This window comes from Spirillospora sp. CA-294931 (genome assembly GCF_050946795.1).
Classification (GTDB): Bacteria; Actinomycetota; Actinomycetes; order Streptosporangiales; family Streptosporangiaceae; genus Spirillospora.
The window spans coordinates 233,890-253,747 of sequence record NZ_CP192006.1; the positions used below are offsets into that span (position 1 = coordinate 233,890).

The following is a 19,858-nucleotide window of genomic DNA, read 5'->3' on the forward strand; positions in this document are numbered from 1 at the left end:
ATCGATCGTGAAGGAGGAGCGATGACCACCGACGCGCTGTCGGGCCGGGTCGAGCTGGCGATCGGCGGGATGACCTGCGCGTCGTGCGCGGCCCGGGTCGAGAAGCGGCTCAACAAGATCGAGGGCGTGACCGCGTCCGTCAACTACGCCACCGAGAAGGCCAGGGTCGAGTTCGGCGAGGGGGTGAGCGTCGATGATCTGATCGCGTCGGTGGAGAAGGCCGGCTACACCGCCGAGCCGCCCCCGCCGCCCCGGGCCGCCGCCGCCGAGCCGTCGGCGCCGGAGCACGACGAGCTGACCTCGCTGCGGCAGCGGTTGTTCGTCTCGGTGCTGCTGGCGGTGCCGGTGATCGAGATGGCGATGGTCCCGGCGTGGCAGTTCACCAACTGGCAGTGGCTCTCGCTGGCGCTGGCCGCCCCCGTGGTGGTGTACGGCGGCTGGCCGTTCCACAAGGCCGCCTGGACGAACCTGCGGCACGGCGCGGCGACCATGGACACGCTGGTGTCGCTGGGCACCCTGGCGGCGTTCGGATGGTCGCTGTGGGCCCTGTTCTTCGGCACCGCCGGGAAGCCGGGGATGACCCACGGGTTCGAGTTCTCGATGACCCGGGGCGACGGGTCGATGAACATCTACCTGGAGGCCGCCGCCGGGGTCATCGCCTTCATCCTGGCCGGACGGTACTTCGAGGTGCGGTCCAAGCGCCGCGCGGGCGCCGCCCTGCGGGCCCTGATGGAGCTCGGCGCCAAGGAGGTCTCGGTCCTGCGCGAGGGGCGTGAGGAGCGCGTCCCGATCGAGCGGCTGGCCCCCGGGGACGTCTTCGTGGTCCGTCCCGGTGAGAAGATCGCCACCGACGGCGTGGTCGACGAGGGCTCGTCGGCGGTGGACGCCTCGATGCTGACCGGCGAGTCCGTCCCGGTCGAGGTCGGTCCCGGCGACACGGTGATCGGCGCCACCGTCAACGCGGGCGGGCGGCTGCTGGTCAAGGCGACCCGGGTGGGCGCCGACACCCAGCTCGCCCAGATGGCGCGCCTGGTCGAGGAGGCCCAGACCGGCAAGGCCCAGGTGCAGCGGCTCGCCGACCGGATCTCGGCGATCTTCGTCCCGATCGTGATCGCCCTGGCCGTCGCCACGCTCGGCTTCTGGCTCGGCACCGGCACCGGCGCCGCGGCCGCCTTCACCGCGGCCGTCGCGGTGCTGATCATCGCCTGCCCCTGCGCGCTCGGCCTGGCCACCCCCACCGCCCTCATGGTCGGCACGGGACGCGGCGCCCAGCTCGGCATCCTGATCAAGGGCCCCGAGGTCCTGGAGTCCACCCGCGCGATCGACACCGTCGTGCTGGACAAGACCGGCACGGTCACCACCGGCACGATGGCCCTGGTCGACGTCGTCACCGCCGAAGGGGTGGACGAGGCCGACGTGCTCCGCCTGGCGGGTGCGCTGGAGAACGCTTCTGAGCACCCGATCGCCCAGGCGATCGCCAGGGGCGCCGCCGACCGGGTCGGCGAACTCGGCGCGGTCGAGGACTTCGCCAACGTCGAGGGCCTGGGCGTCCAGGGGGTGGTCGACGGCCACGGCGTCCTGGTCGGGCGGCCGCGGCTGCTGGCCGAATGGTCGCAGCACCTCACGCCGGAGCTGGAGAAGGCCATGTCCGGCGCCCAGGAGCGCGGCCACACCGCCGTCGCGGTCGGCTGGGACGGGCAGGCCCGCGCGGTCATCACCGTCGCGGACCAGGTCAAGCCCACCTCGGCCGAGGCCATCACCCAACTGAAGGCGCTCGGGCTGCGGCCCGTCCTGCTCACCGGCGACAACGAGACCGTCGCCCGCACGGTCGCCGACGCGGTCGGCGTCGACGAGGTCATCGCCGAGGTGCTGCCGCAGGACAAGGTGGACGTCGTCAAGCGCCTCCAGGACGAGGGACGCTCGGTGGCGATGGTCGGCGACGGCGTCAACGACGCCGCCGCGCTGGCCCAGGCCGACCTGGGCCTGGCCATGGGCACCGGCACCGACGCCGCGATCCAGGCGTCGGACCTCACGCTGGTGCGGGGCGACCTGCGGGCCGCGGCCGACGCCATCCGGCTCTCACGCCGCACCCTGCGCACCATCAAGGGCAACCTGTTCTGGGCCTTCGCCTACAACGTCGCGGCCATTCCCCTGGCCGCGACCGGCCTGCTCAACCCGATGATCGCGGGCGGCGCGATGGCCTTCTCGTCGGTCTTCGTCGTCAGCAACAGCCTGCGCCTGCGCGGCTTCAAGCCCCTGACGACCACCGCCGACCCGCACTAGCCGCTCTGGTCGTGCGCCGTCCCGCCGGGACGGCGCACGGCCTTTCCGGCTTGGAAGGGCCTGGTCCACAGGGGCGCGTTGAGCGCCGTGCAGAACTCCCGCCACCAGGGCATGGCCGCGCACCAATGGGCGGGACGCGAGGCCGAGACCTCCTGGCGGACGGGCTTGGGCACGGCGCGAGGCGCGTCCTCGGGCCGGTCCGAGTGCAGAAGCGTCATGGCATAGGGGACGCCCTCGGACTGCTCGATGATCTGGCCGATCCCCGCCAGCGTCGCGAGCAGGAGCAACGCGCCCGCACCGGCCGGACGGAGCGTCCTCCGTGGACGGCCGGCGGATATCCGTCGATATCGACGCGCTGCCACAAACCAAGCATCGCCTCACTCTTCGTGCGTTAACCCAAACAGCAAGTAATCAAACCGTAGTGTGGCTAGCTCCACCATGAACCTGGGGGGCCGCCCTATGGGGCGAGGACCCGCTCCGCCGAGAGGCTGAGGGCATCGCTGCCCGACCCTCCGGAGGAGATCCCCATGCGCACCTCGACCATGCCGCGCCGATCGATGCTCGCCGCCTTCCTGGCGATCACGGGCTCGGTCGCGGTCGCGCCGCCCGTCCTTGCGGCCGGCGATCCAGTGCCCGAGCTGCGGCGCCACGCCCGGCCGCTGGCGTCCACCGCGCCCGGCGGCGACCTGGGCGACCTGGCACCGCTCGGCCGGACGGTCGGCGGCGCGGGCGTGGTGGGGCTCGGCGAGGCCACGCACGGGTCCCGCGAGTTCTTCACGATGAAGCACCGCGTGTTCCGCTACCTGGTGGAGAAGAAGGGGTTCTCGGCGTTCTCGCTGGAGGCGGGGTGGAGCTCCGGGGTGCGCCTGAACGAGTACGTCGTGAGCGGGAAGGGCGATCCGCGCGCGATCATGCGCGAGGAGTTCGGCGAGCTCGCTCCGTGGAACGTCCAGGAGTATCTCGACCTCCTGCGCTGGATGCGCGCGCACAACGCGACTCATCCCGACAAGGTGCACTTCACGGGCAACGACCTCAACTTCCCGTCGCTGGGCCGCGAGCTGATCGGCAAGGTGACGGACTTCGTGAAGGCCCACCGGCCCGATCTCCTGCCCCAGGTCGAGAGCCGGTACCGGCGTCTCCAGGCCGCGCCCGCGGGGAACCCCTACCTGGACCTGCCACCGGCCGATCGCAAGGTCATCGCGGACCAGGCGGCGGAGGTTCTGTCGCTCGTCCAGCGGCTGCGTCCCGACCGGTGGACGGCGCAGCACGCGCGCTCGATCGCGCAGACCACCCGGTTCCTGGCGTTCGACCTCAAGGACCGCGAGGAGATCCCCAAGGCCATGCTCTACCGGGACCGGGTCATGGCGCTCAACACGGCCTGGTGGCACGAGCAGACCGGGGAGAAGGTCCTGCTGTCCGCCCACAACGGCCACGTGACCTACGTGCCGGACGACGCGGAGAACTACCCCAAGACCCAGGGCGCCTTCCTGCGTGACCGGCTGGGCGAGGGCTATGTGAACATCGGCTTCACCTTCACCCGGGGAGCGTTCAACGCGCAGAACTCCGAGGAGGTGTGGACGCGCTTCACCGTCGGGCCGCCCGCCCCGGGCACCAACGAGGAGACGCTCGCCAGGGTCTCGGCGTCCGACTACTACCTGGACCTGCGGCGGCTCCCCGCGGGAGCCCGGAATTGGCTGAGGCAGGCCCGGCTCACCCGGAGCATCGGCACCGGGTACCCGGAAGACCCGTACCGGATCGCCCTGGCGCGCTCGTACGACGGCCTGTTCCACCTGCACGACATCAACGAGTCCAAGCTCCTGGGCTGACGCGTCTCAGGTGCGGGCCTCCGCGCCGGTTCAGGGCTCGGCGCGGAGGGCCGTCACCAGGGCGGCCACTCGGGTGTCGGAGGCGGCGGCGTCGAGAGACTCGCTCAGGACGCCGTGGTAGGTGGGGGCGGCCTTCTCCTGGACGGCGCGTCCCTCTTCGGTGATGACCGTGTAGACGCCGCGCCGGTCACGGGGGCACAGGGCGCGCCGGGTGAGCCCCTGGGACTCCAGCCGGGCGACGAGCCGGCTGACCGAGCTCTGGTTGAGGCCGATCAGGTCGGACAGCTCCTGCATGCGCAGCTCGCCCTCGTCGGCGTGGGAGAGACGGCACAGGGCCCTGAACTCCGACAGCCCGATGCCGTGCCGTCGTTGCAGGGCCTTGCTCAGCTCGTGCTCGACCCGGCCGTGCAGGGTCACCAGCTGGTCCCACATCAGGGCGTCGGTCATCGTTCACCTCGGGTTCGACATTGACACCAGACTACATGCAATGCAAATATCTGCATGTCCATGCAAGAAATGTATGCGCATACATATAAGGAGTGACCATGGATTCCGCGTCCCTGCTGAACCCTTACGAAGGCCCTCATCTGCGCCTGCGCAACCGCATCGCCATGGCGCCCATGACCCGGGGACGCGCGGACGACGTGACCGGCGTCCCGCACCCGCTCACCAAGGACTACTACGCCCAGCGTTCGGGGGCCGGGCTGATCGTGACCGAGGGGATCTGGCCCAACCTCGAAGGCAAGGCGGGGCCGGGCATCCCCGGGCTGGTCACCGACGCGCAGGTCGAAGGCTGGCGCGAGGTGACCTCGGCGGTCCACGCCGCCGGTGGGACGATCTTCGCCCAGCTCTGGCACGTCGGCCGGATGACCCACCCGCTGACCCTCCCCGACGGCCGCAGGCCCGTGGCCCCCTCGCCGGTCCGCATCGAGTCCGAGCCCATCTTCACCCGAGAGGGCCTGGTCGACCACGTCATCCCGCGCGCGCTGACCACGGCCGAGGCCGAGGCCACGATCGCCGACCTGGCCGCCGAGGCCCGCAACGCCATGCGGGCCGGTTTCGACGGTGTGGAATTGCACGGGGCGAACGGATACCTCGTCCAGCAGTTCCTCGGCTCGAACACCAACCGGCGCACCGACCGCTTCGGCGAGCCCACCCGCTTCGCGATCGAGGCCGTCGAGGCGGTCACCGCCGCGGTGGGCGCGGCGAAGGTCGGCCTGCGGATCTCGCCCGACAACCCCGAGAACGAGATCGTCGAGGACGACCCCCAGACCACCTACCGGACGCTCCTGCGAGCCCTGGACCCGCTGGGCCTGGCCTACCTCCACGTGATCGAGCGCGGCCGCTACCCGGCGCTGGCCGACCTGCGTCCCCGCTGGTCGGGCACGCTGATCGGCAACTACAACGGCGACGAGCCCACCACGCGCGAGGCGGGCGAGGAGGTCGTGGCGTCCGGCCTGGCCGACCTGTTCTCGTTCGGGCGGCTCTTCATCGCCAACCCCGACCTGCCCGCCCGGTTCGCCGGCGGCGTCCCGCTCAGCACCCACGACCCCGCGCTCGTCTACGGCGGAGGCGCCGAAGGCTACGTCGACTACCCCAGCCTGGAACCGGCGGTCTGACCCGAGATCAGAGCGGCACGTCCCAGAACGCCAGCTCGTGGCCCATGCCGTCGAGGAAGAGCTTCTCGGCGACCGCCGGATCGGGCCCCGCCTCGTCGATCATCTGGGCGCAGCGGCGGGTCAGCGCCGCGAAGCCCGGATCGGCGTAGGTCGCGACCCAGCGGGCGTAGCGCGGCTCGGACGGCGGGTTCCCGGCCAGCCGGACGCCGAGGGCCGAGTAACCCCACATGCAGGGATAGAGCGCGGCAAGGCCCTCGCCGTAGTTCGCGGCGCTCTCCAGCAGGAAGCCGGTGTAGGCCGCGCAGGCCGGGCCCTTGCGCGCGCCTTCGAGATCGGCGCCGAACTCCGAGGACAGCGACCGGTGCAGGGCCAGCTCGTCGTGGAACGTGGCGTGCGCGAGATCGACGAGATCCCCCAGATGCGCGTCCGGGGCCTGCCAGGCCAGCCGTGTGAAGACCCGCACATAGTCGAGGAGGAAGAGATAGTCCTGTTCGAGCCACGAGCGGAAGACGGCCTCGTCGAGGTCGCCGCGGGCGATGCCCGCCACCGTCGGATGCTCCAGCTGCCGTTCGACCAGGGGACGGCCGAGTTCTTCCAGATGCGCGGCGAGACTCATACGGGAAGTCTCCCAAAAGACCGAGCCCCCGCCGGTCCTTGCGGCCCGGCGGGGGCCCTGGTCAGGGGTCGGTGTGTGGGTCGCCTCTCGGCGAAAGGCTCAACGCGGCTCCAGCCGGACGGTATTCCGCGAAGGCAATAGGTGAGGCCCGGGGACACCAGGCACACCGACCATCAGCTGTAACTGACGACCGCGAGAGTTTGTTCCCATGCTCAGAGGACGGCCTTGATCGCTTCTTCCCAGGACTGGAGGAAGGCCGGGTAGCCGGTCGCGAACTCGGCCAGCCCGGCTTCTGCTTCGGGGGTCAGGGCTGTGAGGTCGTAGGCGACCTCTACTTCGGTGCCTTCTTCCGCGGGCTTCAGGGACACGGTGACCGTGCCGGCGCGGGAGCCCGGGGTGGTGCGGGCGTAGGAGACTCGGTGGCCGGGGTCGCGGGCGATGACGACCCAGGTGGTGGTCTCGTCGCCGGTGCCGGTCTCGAAGACGGTTCCCGGCTCGGTGTCGTCCGTGCCGCCGCTGGGGAAGCGGGGTTGCCAGCCTTTCACCCAGCGTTCCTCGCCCCGGGGCGTGAACAGGGTGAACGCCTCGGCGGGCGGAAGCGGGACGGTGATGCGTCCGCTCAGGCGGTGGCGGGCGTGGCTCATTTCTCCTCCAGGGATTCGGGGCATCGCCAATCGGGGAAGGGGACATCCGTGACTTCGATCATTGCTGTTACCGGCGCGTCCGGGCGGATTGGCGGGCAGGTGGCGCGGCGTCTGGCCGATGCGGGGGTCGCGCAGCGGCTGGTCGGACGGGATCCGTCCCGGCTGCCCGAGCTGCCCGGAGCCGTCCGGGCACCGGCCGCGACCTACGGGGACGGCGCGGCGATGCGCGGTGCGGTGGAGGGGGCCGACACGTTGTTCCTCGTCTCCGCGCGCGAGAGCCGGGACCGGGTCGCCGAGCACATCACCGCGATCGACGCCGCGCTGGCGGTGGGAGTGTCTCGGGTCGTCTATGTGTCGTTCCTCGGGGCGGCGCCGGACGCGACGTTCACCTTCGGCCGCGATCACTGGCATACCGAGCGGCGTCTCCGGGAGTCCGGGGCACGGTTCACGTTCCTGCGCGACAGCCTCTACCAGGCCGATCTCGCGGGCATGGTCGGCGCGGACGGCGTGATCCGCGGCCCGGCGGGTGAGGGGCGCGTCGGGGCCGTCGCCCACGAGGACATCGCCGACGCCGCGGTGTCGGTGCTGCTGGGCGAGGGGCATGACGGCGCCGCCTACGACCTCACCGGGCCCGAGGCCCTGACCTTCGCGGAGATCGCCGGGATCCTCGGCGACGCGGCGGGACGCGCGATCGAGTACGTCCCCGAGACTCATGAGGAGGCCCTGGCCTCACGTGCGGGTTACGGCGCCGCGGAGTGGGAGGTCGCCGGCTGGGTGAGCTCCTACGAGGCCGTGGCGACGGGCGAGCTGAGCACGGTGAGCGACGCCGTGCCCCGGCTGACCGGCCATCCGGCTCTTTCCCTGCGCGAGTATCTGGAGCGGCATCCCGAGAACTACCGCCACCTGGTCGTCTAGCCGCGCAGGCGTCTCCACGGGGAGCAGCGCGTCGGGGTGATGTGGGCGGTGCCGTTGGGGCTGCTTTCGACCCGGTCGGCGAAGCAGAGGCGGACGCGGAACACCTTGGTGCATCGGGAGCCGAATTCGGTGTGCAGGACGCTTCCGATGCCCTTGGTGACGTTGGCTCCGCTGTCACAGAGTTCGCCGCCGTCGAAGTGCTGATGGATGAAGACGGCCCACTCGTCGGTCCGGGCGTTGAGCTTCAGGGTGAGCGAGCTGGTCAGGCCCTTGGCCGAGATCTCGTAGGTGCCGGTGGCGGCGATGCCGTGGAATTCGGGGGCCGTCCAGTGGGTGACCGGGTCGGGCTCGGGTTCCGGTTTGGTGCGGACGGGCTCCGGCTGGTCGGGAGTCTTGTCCGCGGTTCTGGTTTCGGAGGGAGTGGGGTCTGGGGAGGGCGGCGGCGGTTCGGGCGTGGGGACGGTCGGGGTGGGGGCGGGCTGGTCCACGTCGTCGTGTTCGAGGATGGCCAGGATCGCGAAGGTCGAGGCGATCGGAGCCGTGATGGCTGCCGCCAGCCAGCCCGCCAGGAGCCTGCGCTCGGTGGTCCGCCGCGCGGCCGACGGGACCCGGTGCCGGGCTCCGGGAACCGTCCGCCTGCGGGAAGCACTGCGAGTCATCGGCGCACCTTCGTGGTCCTACGCATACGCCACTTTCGGGGCGGAGGGGGCCGGTGTCAACGATTGAAAGTGCAAGTGATCCGATGAGTCAGAAGCGGGTGGCCGGGGTCACGGTCCGGGTGTGGACGATCGCGTCGAACCACTGCGCCAGGGAGCCGCCGGTCATCGCGGACGCCGTCCCCAGGGTGGGGATGCCTCGGGTGGACGCCGGCGCCCGCAGCCATCGCTGGACGGGTGCGGGGGCGTCCCGGCGCAGGTCGAGGGTGAAGTGGTCGGACGGGACGCCGTCGAAGCGGCGTTCGAACCAGTCGTTCTTCGGCGCGGGCATCGCGAAGGGGCGGCCGTCGTCGTCCAGCACGGTGCCCCGGTAGAACGTGAATCCGACCGATCGGTACTGGCGTCCGTACCAGCGGCGCAGGTGGGAACCCGCGCTGGGGAACCTCAGGACGGTGCCGGTGATGCGCAGGTCGGGGGCGTTGGCCGTGTGCGCGCTGGCGGCCCAGTAGGCGATCTTGTCGCCGGTGCGGCGCTGCCACCAGCGCAGGTTCTCGGCGGCGCGGGCGTCGCGGTAGGGCCACGGGTCCGCCAGGTCGAAGTGCTCGTGGAAGGACACGATCTGGCGGGCGTGGTGCAGGGCCAGGGACTGGGCGCGGTCGCGCGGCAGGCTCGCGACCAGGCGGTGGATCTCACGGGCGTGGCGGATGTAGGGCTTCTTGTTCTCCAGCTTCCAGTACCACTTGACGTAGTCGCCCATGTTCTCGGTGTTGGGACGGATCGCCTTGAGGTGGCGCCGTAGTTCGGGGAGCAGGCCGGGGGCGGCCTTGGCCGCGTAGGAGGCGATGGCGTCGTAGGCCAGCGGGCGGGTGCTGTAGTACTCGACGCCGACGAACTGGACCTTGTCCTTGCGGTTCGCGTTGTACCGCCGGAGCCAGCGGAAGACGTCGGCCACCTCGCCGGAGCGCCAGTCGGACTCGCGCATGAGGGCCTCCAGGTCGCCCTCCCCGGTGCGGATGTAGCGGTTGATCTTGACGCCGAGCGTCCAGTCCTCTTCCCAGGCCAGGGAGCGGAAGCCGTACTTCTCCACCAGGAGCCGCAGGACGCGGTGCTTGAGCCGCGTCTGCTCCTTCAGGCCGTGCGCCGACTCGCCCAGGCCGACGATCTTCGCGTCGCCGATCGTCCGGCCGAGGGACGCCAGATCGGTGAGCGGCGCGGACGGGTCGGTCGTGGTGAGCCGGGTGGCGTTGCGTTTGATCCAGGGCGTGACGGGCCCGGCGGTGTTCGCGGGCTCGGCGGCGTGGACGGGCGGGGCGGCGGTCAGGCAGAGCGCGGCGGCGGTGAGCGGGGCGAGTGCGATCAGTCGTCGTTGCATCGGAGTGCCTCCTCGTGGGCTGCGTTCGCCGACACGATCGCCCGCGTGTCGTGGGCCGCGCGTCCCACGGGAGGGGGCTTGTGGAGTACTCCGCCCGTCGTAGGCGTCAGAAGAAGAGGGAGCCCGTGGGCTCCCGGTGGCCCTCGACGGCGTGCCAGTAGTCGCGGACCTCGGTGACCAGGCCGTCCGGGCCGAAACGGACGAACGCGCAGCCCGCCAGCGTGGTCGAACCGCCCTTCTCCACCGAGAAGACCCTGAACTCGACCACCGCGCGGTCGCCGTCCACGATCGGGGTGCCGAACCTCACATCGGTGGCCGCACCGTCGGCGAAGCTCCAGCGCAGGTACTCGGCCAGGGCCTCGCGTCCCTCGTGCGGAGGACGGAACGGCATCGAGCGGTGCACGCAACCCTCGGCGTACAGGGGGAGGAGCGCCTCGACGTCCCCGCGGGGCCACGCGTCCTCCCAGACCCGTGCGAAACGTTCGGCCAACGCGCGTGTGTCCATCCCATGATCTTCTCGCCCCTGACCCGTGGAGTCACCTCCGAATCAGTGGACGTGCCGGTCACAGTCCGATAGAGAAGCTGACTATGACCGCTTTGCTACTCGGGCCTCTCCTCCGGAACGTCGGCGAGCGCACCGCGACGATCTGGGTGGAGACCGAAAGCCCGTGCGAGGTCCGGGTCTTCAACGACGAGCACGGCCTCGACGCCACCGCCCGCACGTTCACCGTGCACGGGCACCACTACGGCATCGTCGAGGTCGAGGGGCTCGAACCGGGGGCCAGGATCTCCTACGGCGTGACGCTCGACGGCGAGGCGGTGTGGCCCGAGGCCGCGACGCGGTTCCCGCCGAGCCAGATCAGGACCATCGACGCCGAGGGCACGCTGCGCATCTCGTTCGGCTCCTGCCGCCGCTCGCCCGACAAGGCCAACGAGCACGGGCTCGACGCCCTGGCCGCGTTCGCGCACGAGCTGGCGAACGGCGCCGAGTGGCCCGACGCGCTGCTGATGATCGGCGACCAGGTGTACGCCGACGAGCTGAGCGACGAGATGCGGGCCTTCATCCGCAGCCGCCGCGACCCGGACGAGGCGCCCGTCGGCGAGCTGGCCGACTACGAGGAGTACACCTACCTCTACAAGCTCGCCTGGCACACCGACCCGGCCGTGCGGTGGGTGCTGTCGACGGTCCCGACGTTCACGATCTTCGACGACCACGACATCCGCGACGACTGGAACACCTCCTACACCTGGCGGCAGCAGATGTGGGCGCAGTCGTGGTGGCGGTCCCGCATCACCGGCGGCATCGGCTCGTACTGGGTCTACCAGCACCTGGGCAACCTCTCGCCCGAAGAGCGCGCGTCCGACCCCCTGCTCGGCGCGGTCAGGGCGGCCTCGGCGGACGGCGGCGACGGCGGCAAGATCCTCGACGACTTCGCCGAGCAGGCCGACAAGCATCCCGACACCGCACGCTGGAGCTACGCCCACGTCTGGGGCGGCACCCGGCTGATCGTCGTCGACAGCCGCTGCTCCCGCCTGCTCACCCCCGACCGCCGGGGCATGCTCGACGACGAGGAGTTCCGCTGGCTGGACGACCAGTGCCGGGGCGACGTCGACCATGTGCTGATCGCCAGCTCGCTGCCCTACCTGCTGCCCTCGACAATCCACCACGCCGAGACCTGGAACGAGGCGATGGCCGAGGGCGCCTGGGGCAAGCGTCCGGCCCGCTGGGGCGAGAAGATCCGTCAGGCCGCCGACCTGGAGCACTGGGCGGCGTTCGACCAGTCGTTCCGGGACGTCGCCGCGGACGTCATCGCCGTGGCCAGGGGAGAGCGCGGCGAGCCGCCCGCGAGCATCTCCTTCCTCTCGGGTGACATCCACTACTCCTACCTGGCCCGCGTCACGTCCCCGTCGACCGAGACCAAGATCTCCCAGATCGTCTGCTCGCCCCTGCGCAACCCCCTGGTCGGCAAGTTCCGGTTGGCCAACCGCATCGCCGGGTCCCGCCTCACGGCGGCGCCGTTCCGGCTGCTGGCCAAGATGTCCAAGGTCCCCGCGCCGCCCATGAAGTGGCGCACCACCGCCGGGCCCTGGTTCGACAACGCCATCGCGACCGTCGAGCTCGACGGCCGCGACTGCCACGTCCGCTGGCAGTCGCCCCGCACCGAGACCACCCTCACCGAGCTGGCAAGGGCCAAGGTCACCTGACGTAGGGCGGGGTGCGCCCATTCCGCCCCCTCGCCGGAACGGGCGCACCCCTGGGTGGGCCATCGACGCCGGTCCCCCGCCCCCTCTACGGGGCACGCGACGCCGATGGCGCACGAAGGGCAGCACGGAGCCGGCCGGCGCGCGTGTGTGAGCGGCCGGCGCCGCGATGCCCTGGCTTCAGCCGGCTAACACTTCGAGAAGCTCCTGTGCTTCGCCCGGCGAGCCGGGCAGCCGTTCGATCCAGGCGAGGAAGCCACCGCCGCCCACCAGGCGCCCGCCGTCCGGGTCGTCGGACCGCGCCAGCGTCCGGGTGAGCAGCCGCCGCAACGACGCCACCTGTGGTTCGAGCCGGGACGTCGTCGGGACGAGCGCGGCGGCCCGTCCGGTGCCGACCAGGGTCAGCGTCTCCCCGCCCCGGAACACCACCCGCATGTCGTGCGCCACGACGATGGCGCGGGCCAGGCGGCGCCACGGTTCCGAGCCGTCCGACAGGTCGACTATCACCAGCGCGTGAGTTTCGGCGGGGGAGATGCCCAGCTCGGCCGCCGCGCGATAGAGCTCGGCCAGCCGCGACCGCAGGTACGCCATCGTCGTCAGCCCCGTGAGCGGGTCCTCGCAGGACTCGGTGGCCAGCGACATCAGCCCGGAGTCGACCCAGCCCTCGGCCACGCACCGCACGAGCGTCAGCGGCGGGTCGGGCCAGGCGAGCACGGTGAACAGCGCTCCCAGGTCGTCAAGGGTCTCCCCGAGGCCGACTCCGGCCCGGCCGCGCGCCTGGCCCAGCCAGACGCAGGCGACCGCCATCCCCCTCCCGTCGCAGACCGCCTCCACGACGGCCTCGACCGCGGGCGCCCACCAGTCGCCGGGCAGCGACCAGCCCACCGCCATGCTCCGGCCGCGCCACTGTTCGCGCAGCTCGTCCGTCCCGGGCCCGGCCCGGTCCCCTGGTCGCGGTCCGCTCCAGAGGTACGCCATCCCGCCTCCGTTCACTGGTCGTCCGGCACGGAGGACTGGCCCTCGGGTTCGTCCTCCCAGACTTCTGACGGCGAGACGGTTTAGTCATGACGCGGATTGCGGAATCATCTTCCGCGACATTGGGTGGTCATCGGTTCACTAACGGCGAGTATGGTGCGGTGACCGCCCGGTAAAGCAGCAGTCACGCAGGTAAGACCCGTACCGACGACCGTCCACCGCGAGGAGTCCACGTGAGCGAGACCGCGTCGAGCCTGGCACCGGACGAGACCAGCGACGCGGTCCTCATCGCCCGGATCCGCGAAGGTGACATCTCGGCTTACGGGACGCTGTACGAGCGTCACCTCGCCTCGGCGCGCGGGCTGGCCCGCCATCTGGTCGAGGGCGACGCCGCCGAGGACGCCGTCCAGGAGACCTTCGCCAAGATCCTCGACGTGATCCGGCGCGGCGGCGGGCCCCAGGCGGGGTTCCGCCCCTACCTGCTCACCTCCGTCCGGCGCACCGTCTACGACCGCTACCGCAGCGAGCGGCGGCTCCAGTCGACCGACACCATCGAGCAGTACGACCCGGGCGTCCCGTTCATCGACCCGGCGCTCGAAGGGCTCGAACGGTCGATGATCGTGCGGGCGTTCCAGTCGCTGCCCGAGCGGTGGCAGGCCGTCCTGTGGCACACCGAGATCGAGGGCGCCAAGCCCGCCGACGTGGCGCCCCTGCTCGGCCTCACCGCCAACGGCGTCGCCGCGCTCGCCTACCGCGCCCGCGAGGGGTTGCGGCAGGCCTACCTGCAGATGCACCTGTCGGCGGCGGGGGTGACCGAGGAGTGCCGTCCCGCCCTCGACAAGCTCGGCTCCTACGTGCGCGGCGGGCTCGCCAAGCGGGAGTCGCGCGCGGTCGAGGGCCATCTGGACGGCTGCGGGCGCTGCAAGGCCATCTACGCCGAGCTGACCGACGTCAACACGGCCCTGCGCGACGCCGTCGGCCCGCTCGTCCTCGGCACCGCCGCCACCGCCTACCTGGCCGCGATCAAGGGCGGGTTCGCCTTCGGCGGCATCTTCGGCTGGTTCCGTCACCTGCCCAAACGCCAGCAGCAGGCGTACGGCGCGGGCGCGGTGGCCGCGGCCGGCCTGGCCGTGCTCGGGATGCTGCTGGTCTCGGGCAAGGAGCCGATCCAGCCCGCCCGCAAGTCGCCGCCCGCCGCGCAGGCCCCGGCTCCCGCGCCCGCACCGCCCAAGGCCAAGCCTCCGGCGGCCCGGCCCGCGCCGCCGCCCCCGCCCGCCGCTCGACCGGCGGCCCAGCCGAAGCCCAAGCCCAAACCGAAACCGAAGCCTCCCAAGCCGAGCGTTCCGGCGCCGCCTCCGGAGCAGTCGCCGCCGCCCGCCGTCCCGGCGCGGCTGACGGCCCGCATCGGGACGGTGGGAACGCTGATCCGCGAGCAGCCGGGCATCGTGGCGATGTCGGTGCTCAACGGCGGCAAGGGCCGCTCCAAGGACGTCATCGCCGACATCGACCTTCCGCCGGACGTGACGTATGCGGGCGGCGCGGCCGGACGGAACTCGGTTCTCTTCGCCCCGCGCGTTCCCCCAGGGGACGGCTGGAGTTGCCGTCCCGTCTCGTCCACCCCCGAGTCGGGCCAGGAGCCCAAGGCGGCCAAGGCACCCAGGGCGGCCAAGCCGAAGGCCACGCCGACGGCGACCGCCACGCCCACACCCACGGTGACGCCCACGGCGACGCGTCCGCCGCTGCTCCCGGGGGGCCTGGCCAACCCGCTGCCAACGCCGTCCTTGAAGCCCGTGACGCCGACGCCGTCCGCCAAGCCGAAGCCGCCCGCGAAGACGAACCCGAAACCGGAGCAGCAGCAGCCTGACCCTCAAGCCGAGCAGCAGGAGCCGATGAACCGGGTGCGCTGCACCCATGCTCCGCTGGCCTCGGGGGACAACACGTCCGCGTATCTGAGGGTGGACGTCGGCGCCACCGCTCCCTACGACACCCCTCCCCGGGTGACGTTGCGATCGGGAGGCCTGACGGTTTCAGCGAAGGCGAAGGAGGGCGTCGCCGAGGGCGGGATGCCCGCGCGGTTCGCCGTGGACGGCCACGTCCGCACGCTCCAGACCGGCAACTCGCTCCTGACCTGCGACGAGAAGGACCCCGAATGCCGCGCGGCCCTTCAGCGCAAGGGCGACCGCCGCGACAACGACTTCTGGGACATGTGCCCGAGGGATCTCGACGACGACCCGTCCACGAAGTCGTCCAGCTCCGCCCGGCTCGACCTCCCCACGGGGTCCAAGGTCCTCTGGGCCGGTCTGTACTGGTCGGGTGCCGTGAACGCGAAGGAGCCGGTCACGGCCAAGCTTCGTGCTCCCGGGGGCGAATATCGGACGGTCCAGCCCGCCCAGACCGAGCAGGCCCGGCTGCCGAGCTACGGCGCCTACCAGGCCTTCGCCGACGTGACCGAGATCGTCCGGCAGGGCGGCGGCGGCATCTGGTGGGGGGCGGACGTCCCCACGCGCCGCGGCCACGCCCGCCACGCGGGCTGGAGCCTGGTCACGGTCGTCGAGGACCCGTCCGCCCCCTACCAGCAGGCCATGGTGCTCGACGGGGTGCGCGCCCTCGGCCGCCACGCGGCCGACCAGGTCGACGTCCCGGTGGGCGGGCTGCTGGCGACGGCCGAACCGGCCCGCATCGGCGTGGTCGCGTGGGAGGGCGACGCGGATCTGCCCGGAGACCGGCTCCTGCTGGACGGCCGTCCGCTCACCCCCGAGGGCGGCGACGCCGACGCGGGCAACGTGGCCGACGGGTCGGCGGCGGGCGCGATCGGCTCCGAACTCACCTTCGGGATAGATGTGGATTACTTCTCAAGCCGCCTCGACAGCGGACGCCGGCTTTCCTTCACGACCAGGCAGGACGCCTACCTGGTCGGCGTCGTCAGCGTCACCGCGCCCATGCGGAGTTGAAGCCCGGGTCCGCATGCGGCTACCGCTGAACCGCGCCCCCGCGCCTTCTCGTAAAGATCATGGAGAAGCATTAGGGACAGACCGGAACGGCTGGTAGCGTCCGCGCTGACAGCCCACGAAGATGGGCGAGGATGTGCCGTCGCGAATCTCCGACGGGGGGCCCGGGCTCCACGCCCCGGAGCGGCGAATACCGGAACCCTCCGGGTGCCCGGCGGCCGTCCCGAAAATTCCCCGTCGATTCGTCCGATCGCGTGGGCGGGCGCCTACCGTCCGTGGAGCGGGCGTGAAAGAGTGGCGAATCGCCGTATTGGCCTACGAGGCTTACGGGCTTCACTACGCTATAGGGGCCCGGAGTCTTTCGACGGCCCACGTCCCCGAGAGCAGGAAGGGCAGGCCGCCAGAGATGGTCCCCCTCACCCGTGGAGTGGGCGCCCGGAGAAGTCCCGTGCTGAGGAAAGGCGGTGTCGCATGGATCGCTGCGCGCTGTTCGTAGACGCCGGCTATCTACTGGCCGACGGCGCCATGGCGGTGCACGGCACGCGCCATCGCGAGACCGTCTCGTGGGACTTCGGCGGCCTGCTGCAACTGCTGAGCAACCTGGCCCGTGAACGCACCGGCATGCCGCTGCTGCGCTGCTACTGGTACGAGGCCACCGTCGAGGGACGCCGCGCGCCCGAGCACGAGGCCCTGGCCGACCTGCCCGGCCTCAAGCTCCGGCTCGGACGCATCCGTCCCGGCCGCCGCGAGGGCGTCGACACCGAGATCCACCGCGACCTGATGACCCTCGCCCGCAACGGCGCGCTGGCCGACGCGGTCGTCGTCAGCGGCGACGAGGACCTCGCCCAGGTCGTCGCCGACGCCCAGGACCTCGGCGTCCGCGTCACCGTCGTGCACGTGGCCGTCGACGGCAACTGGACGATCTCCCGCGTGCTGCGCCAGGAGTGCGACGACCTGATCGAGATCGGCTCCGGCCACCTGCGTCCGTACGTGAACCTGCTGGCCGGCATCGAGAGCGGCTCCAACGGCACCTCCGCCCTGACCGCCGGGCCCCTGTCCAACGGGCACGGCTCGTCCACCACCGGCTCCATCGGGCCGCTGCACTCCAGCACGCACAGCGGCCCGCCGCCCTCGACGCCCCTGACGGGCCAGCCCGCGCCGTCCACGAGCTCGTCGTCCACCTCGGGCCTCAGCCTGGGCGCGGGCTCGCTGGGGGCGAGCACGGGCAGCAACACCGGGAACACCCCGCTGCACGCCGCGCCCACGCCGACGACGACACAGTCGTCCCCGCCGCCCAGCAGCCCGCAGTACAACATCCCGCCGCCGTCGCCCCCGTCGCCGCCCTCGCAGCAGCCGCACGGCCCCTACACCGGCCCGCAGCAGATCGCGCCCGTCCCCGTCCGGCAGAACACGCCGACGCTCTCGGACGCCGTCAAGGCGGCGCACCAGGAGGGCCAGGACTTCGGCGAGTCCGTCGCCCGCGACGCCCCGGCGCTCTGGCTCGAGGCCGTCCTGGCCCGCAAGCCGCGGATGCCGTCCGATCTGGAGGCGCGGCTGCTCCAGGGCTCGTCCCTGCCGATCGACTTCCTGCTGCACGACGAGGTCCGGCACGCGCTGCGCCGCGGCTTCTGGGACGCCCTCGAACGTTCTCGCAGGTAAAACCGATCTTCGGCCAGGTAATTCGCGATCATCCTCGATTCGCCCGCTTCGGCCGCCGAGGGCCGGGTAGCGTTGAAGCGTGACGCATGTGACGGAAGACGATCTCGACGATCTGGAGTTCGACACCCTGCGCACGGGCGATCACATCACGGCGGCCCGGCGGCTGGTCGAGCTGGCCGACACGGTGTCCGGCGGGGTGTCACGGGCCAACGTCCTGCTGCGCGCCGGTGAGCAGTGGCAGCACGCCGACGACCACGCCAGGGCCGCCGAGCTCTACCGCGCCGCCATCGAGGACGGCGGCGAGACCTACGGCGATCCCCGCGCGTACCTGGCCGACGCGCTCTTCGAGCTCGACCGGCCCGACGAGGCCCGCAAGCTCGTGGAGCAGATCCGCGCCGACCAGCCGCGCGACCCCGAGGTGTACCGCGCCGTGGCCGAGGTCCTCTACGCGCAGGGCGACGCCGCCGGAGCCCACGAATGGGCCACCAACGGCGCCGACGTGATCCTGGCCCTCCGCGACCGCCCCGACACCTCCCCCGAAGACTCGGCCCTCGCCGAAGACAGCCTCGAGGCCCTCCTCCGTCTCCGCTACCGAGCCCGCATCGACCTGGCCCGTCCCGAAGACAGCTACGACGCCCTCCTGGACGACCTGCTCAAGAACGACGCCTGACCCACCCACGCACACCAGCCTCGCCACTCGCCCTGTGCTCGCTGCCCGGCCGACCCCTCGGCGCCCTTCACGGAATGGGCCCTGGCGGCCATGTCCAGGGCGGCCCGACGCTCGCTGCCCGGCGGGCCCTTGGGGTGCGCTTCGCCCGTTGCGTGCTGGTGGCCGTATTCGGGGCGCGGTGGTGGGTGGGGGTTACAGGGTGGCTACCAGTTCGCTCAAGGACTGGGCCACGGCGGTGGGCGGCTCGTGTTCGATGACCGGCCAGCCCCTGAGGCGGGCCTCGCGGATGGCGCGCTCGCGTGCCGCGGCGGCCGCGTTGGGGGTCTCGGTGTGGTCGATGTGGGTCCGCAGGTAGCCGCAGGGGGCTTCGGGCCACTCGGGGGGCACGGAGATGGGTTCGTGGTCGTGGTCATGGTCGTGCTGGCGCTGGGGACGCGGGAGTTCGGCGTCCACGAAGACATAGCCGCCGACGCGGCGATGGGCCGCCTGCTGGGCGACCGACATCGCGGGCAGGAGGGGGCCCGCGTTTCCGTAGGCGACCAGCACCAGGGGCAGCGCGGGCGCGGTGGCGGCGATGATGAGCGAGGCGCGGGCCACGTATCGCATGCCGTCGCCGGGGACGCTGGGCGCGACGACGTCCAGGCCGTAGGAGCGCAGCATCTCGGGGAGGTCGCCCCACGCGCCCGCCGAATCGAAGGGGGCGTGCAGCAGGACGATGGTTCCGGGTGTCACGGCTGCCCCTTTCAGCCCCGTTGCGAATGCCCAAACCGTACACGGCGAGGACGGGTGAACCGTGGCGAAGCGGCGACCCGGAGTAGGGGCGAATAGGGTTCTCCCGTGACCGAACGCGATGACCTGCTTAAAGAGATCAATGACCGGGCCGTCGTGCGCGGCGACTTCGTGCTGTCGTCGGGGCGCCGCGCGTCCTGGTACGTCGACCTGCGCCGGGTGACGCTGGACGGCGCCGTCGCGCCCCTGGTCGGACGGGTGATGCTCGACGCCACGGCCGACCTCGACTACGAGGCCGTCGGGGGGCTGACGCTCGGCGCCGACCCGGTGGCGACGGCCATGCTCCATGCTGCGGCGGCGCGCGGCCGCAGGCTGGACGCGTTCGTCGTCCGCAAGGCCGACAAGGCGCACGGGTTGCAGCGGCGCATCGAGGGGCCGGACGTCGCGGGCCGCCGCGTCCTGGCCGTCGAGGACACCTCGACCACGGGCGGTTCCGTCCTGACGGCCGTCGAGGCCCTGCGGGCGGCGGGCGCCGAGGTCGTCGCCGTGGCGACGATCGTGGAGCGCGGCGCCGCCGAGCGCATCGCCGCCGAGGGCCTGGAGTACCGCCATCCCTTCACCGTGGACGACCTCGACGTCGACTAGGCCCGGGGCGGCTCGGCGCCGGGTGCGGGGCGTCTGGGGGCTTGTGCGCGGCCGCTGAGGCGGGCCGGGGCTTGAAGCGTGAACTTGCTCGGGTCCCGG

General features: G+C 71.9%; 18 protein-coding genes. 9 read left to right on the top strand and 9 right to left on the bottom strand.

Annotation, left to right across the window (positions count from 1 at the left end; genetic code table 11):
• The first annotated feature begins 21 nt into the window (after nt 1-21).
• Entirely contained in the window at nt 22-2,283 is a 2,262-nt protein-coding gene (locus tag ACQPY4_RS01185) for a heavy metal translocating P-type ATPase (protein ID WP_433331438.1), read from the top strand.
• On the opposite strand, the gene ACQPY4_RS01190 is transcribed toward ACQPY4_RS01185, so the two are convergent.
• A complete protein-coding gene (locus ACQPY4_RS01190) occupies nt 2,280-2,570 on the bottom strand; it encodes a hypothetical protein (protein WP_433331440.1) in 291 nt (96 codons plus the stop codon). The genes ACQPY4_RS01185 and ACQPY4_RS01190 overlap by 4 nt on opposite strands.
• A gap of 240 nt (nt 2,571-2,810) precedes the next feature.
• On the opposite strand from ACQPY4_RS01190, the gene ACQPY4_RS01195 reads away from it, so the two are divergent.
• Nucleotides 2,811-4,109 carry an erythromycin esterase family protein gene (locus ACQPY4_RS01195; RefSeq protein ID WP_433331442.1) on the top strand — a complete coding sequence of 433 codons (1,299 nt, stop codon included), beginning with the start codon at nt 2,811-2,813 and terminating at the stop codon, nt 4,107-4,109.
• A 30-nt stretch (nt 4,110-4,139) separates the two neighbouring features.
• Here ACQPY4_RS01195 and ACQPY4_RS01200 read toward each other — a convergent pair whose 3' ends face one another.
• Nucleotides 4,140-4,556: a MarR family winged helix-turn-helix transcriptional regulator gene (locus ACQPY4_RS01200; protein ID WP_433331444.1), complete on the bottom strand. Its 417-nt coding sequence runs from the start codon at nt 4,554-4,556 to the stop codon at nt 4,140-4,142.
• A gap of 98 nt (nt 4,557-4,654) precedes the next feature.
• On the opposite strand from ACQPY4_RS01200, the gene ACQPY4_RS01205 reads away from it, so the two are divergent.
• Nucleotides 4,655-5,728 carry an alkene reductase gene (locus tag ACQPY4_RS01205; protein WP_433331446.1) on the top strand — a complete coding sequence of 358 codons (1,074 nt, stop codon included), beginning with the start codon at nt 4,655-4,657 and terminating at the stop codon, nt 5,726-5,728.
• 7 nt (nt 5,729-5,735) lie between these two features.
• Here the strand turns inward: ACQPY4_RS01205 and ACQPY4_RS01210 are convergent, their stop codons facing one another.
• Both ACQPY4_RS01210 and ACQPY4_RS01215 read right to left on the bottom strand, forming a co-directional pair.
• Nucleotides 5,736-6,344 (bottom strand): TenA family protein, encoded by a 609-nt coding sequence (locus ACQPY4_RS01210; protein WP_433331448.1) that lies wholly within the window; start codon nt 6,342-6,344, stop codon nt 5,736-5,738.
• A gap of 212 nt (nt 6,345-6,556) precedes the next feature.
• Nucleotides 6,557-6,988, bottom strand: a complete 432-nt coding sequence (locus tag ACQPY4_RS01215) for an SRPBCC family protein (RefSeq protein ID WP_433331450.1) — start codon at nt 6,986-6,988, stop codon at nt 6,557-6,559.
• Between the two features lie 48 nt (nt 6,989-7,036).
• Between ACQPY4_RS01215 and ACQPY4_RS01220 the strand changes: the two genes are divergently transcribed.
• The gene (locus tag ACQPY4_RS01220; protein WP_433331452.1) at nt 7,037-7,903 is read left to right on the top strand and encodes an SDR family oxidoreductase; all 867 of its coding nucleotides are present in this window, start codon (nt 7,037-7,039) and stop codon (nt 7,901-7,903) included.
• Here ACQPY4_RS01220 and ACQPY4_RS01225 read toward each other — a convergent pair.
• The 3 genes from ACQPY4_RS01225 to ACQPY4_RS01235 all read right to left on the bottom strand — a co-directional run bounded on the left by ACQPY4_RS01225 (nt 7,900) and on the right by ACQPY4_RS01235 (nt 10,436).
• Nucleotides 7,900-8,562: a hypothetical protein gene (locus ACQPY4_RS01225; RefSeq protein WP_433331454.1), complete on the bottom strand. Its 663-nt coding sequence runs from the start codon at nt 8,560-8,562 to the stop codon at nt 7,900-7,902. The two genes, ACQPY4_RS01220 and ACQPY4_RS01225, sit on opposite strands and share 4 nt — an antisense overlap.
• An 88-nt stretch (nt 8,563-8,650) precedes the next feature.
• Nucleotides 8,651-9,931 carry an erythromycin esterase family protein gene (locus ACQPY4_RS01230; protein WP_433331456.1) on the bottom strand — a complete coding sequence of 427 codons (1,281 nt, stop codon included), beginning with the start codon at nt 9,929-9,931 and terminating at the stop codon, nt 8,651-8,653.
• 106 nt (nt 9,932-10,037) lie between these two features.
• A complete protein-coding gene (locus ACQPY4_RS01235; RefSeq protein ID WP_433331458.1) occupies nt 10,038-10,436 on the bottom strand; it encodes a nuclear transport factor 2 family protein in 399 nt (132 codons plus the stop codon).
• A gap of 83 nt (nt 10,437-10,519) precedes the next feature.
• Here ACQPY4_RS01235 and ACQPY4_RS01240 point away from each other — a divergent pair, with 83 nt between their 5' ends.
• Nucleotides 10,520-12,136: an alkaline phosphatase D family protein gene (locus ACQPY4_RS01240; RefSeq protein WP_433331460.1), complete on the top strand. Its 1,617-nt coding sequence runs from the start codon at nt 10,520-10,522 to the stop codon at nt 12,134-12,136.
• Nucleotides 12,137-12,313: 177 nt separating this feature from the next.
• On the opposite strand, the gene ACQPY4_RS01245 is transcribed toward ACQPY4_RS01240, so the two are convergent.
• Nucleotides 12,314-13,111 (bottom strand): hypothetical protein, encoded by a 798-nt coding sequence (locus ACQPY4_RS01245; protein ID WP_433331462.1) that lies wholly within the window; start codon nt 13,109-13,111, stop codon nt 12,314-12,316.
• Between the two features lie 230 nt (nt 13,112-13,341).
• On the opposite strand from ACQPY4_RS01245, the gene ACQPY4_RS01250 reads away from it, so the two are divergent.
• From ACQPY4_RS01250 to ACQPY4_RS01260, 3 genes are all read left to right on the top strand, one after another.
• Nucleotides 13,342-16,059 (top strand): sigma-70 family RNA polymerase sigma factor, encoded by a 2,718-nt coding sequence (locus ACQPY4_RS01250; protein WP_433331464.1) that lies wholly within the window; start codon nt 13,342-13,344, stop codon nt 16,057-16,059.
• A gap of 468 nt (nt 16,060-16,527) precedes the next feature.
• Nucleotides 16,528-17,715 carry an NYN domain-containing protein gene (locus tag ACQPY4_RS01255; RefSeq protein WP_433331466.1) on the top strand — a complete coding sequence of 396 codons (1,188 nt, stop codon included), beginning with the start codon at nt 16,528-16,530 and terminating at the stop codon, nt 17,713-17,715.
• A gap of 79 nt (nt 17,716-17,794) precedes the next feature.
• A complete protein-coding gene (locus tag ACQPY4_RS01260) occupies nt 17,795-18,385 on the top strand; it encodes a tetratricopeptide repeat protein (protein ID WP_433331468.1) in 591 nt (196 codons plus the stop codon).
• Nucleotides 18,386-18,577: 192 nt separating this feature from the next.
• Here the strand turns inward: ACQPY4_RS01260 and ACQPY4_RS01265 are convergent, their stop codons facing one another.
• Nucleotides 18,578-19,117: a hypothetical protein gene (locus ACQPY4_RS01265; RefSeq protein ID WP_433331470.1), complete on the bottom strand. Its 540-nt coding sequence runs from the start codon at nt 19,115-19,117 to the stop codon at nt 18,578-18,580.
• 105 nt (nt 19,118-19,222) lie between these two features.
• Between ACQPY4_RS01265 and pyrE the strand changes: the two genes are divergently transcribed.
• Nucleotides 19,223-19,759 carry an orotate phosphoribosyltransferase gene (gene pyrE / locus ACQPY4_RS01270; RefSeq protein ID WP_433331472.1) on the top strand — a complete coding sequence of 179 codons (537 nt, stop codon included), beginning with the start codon at nt 19,223-19,225 and terminating at the stop codon, nt 19,757-19,759.
• Nucleotides 19,760-19,858 lie beyond the last annotated feature (99 nt).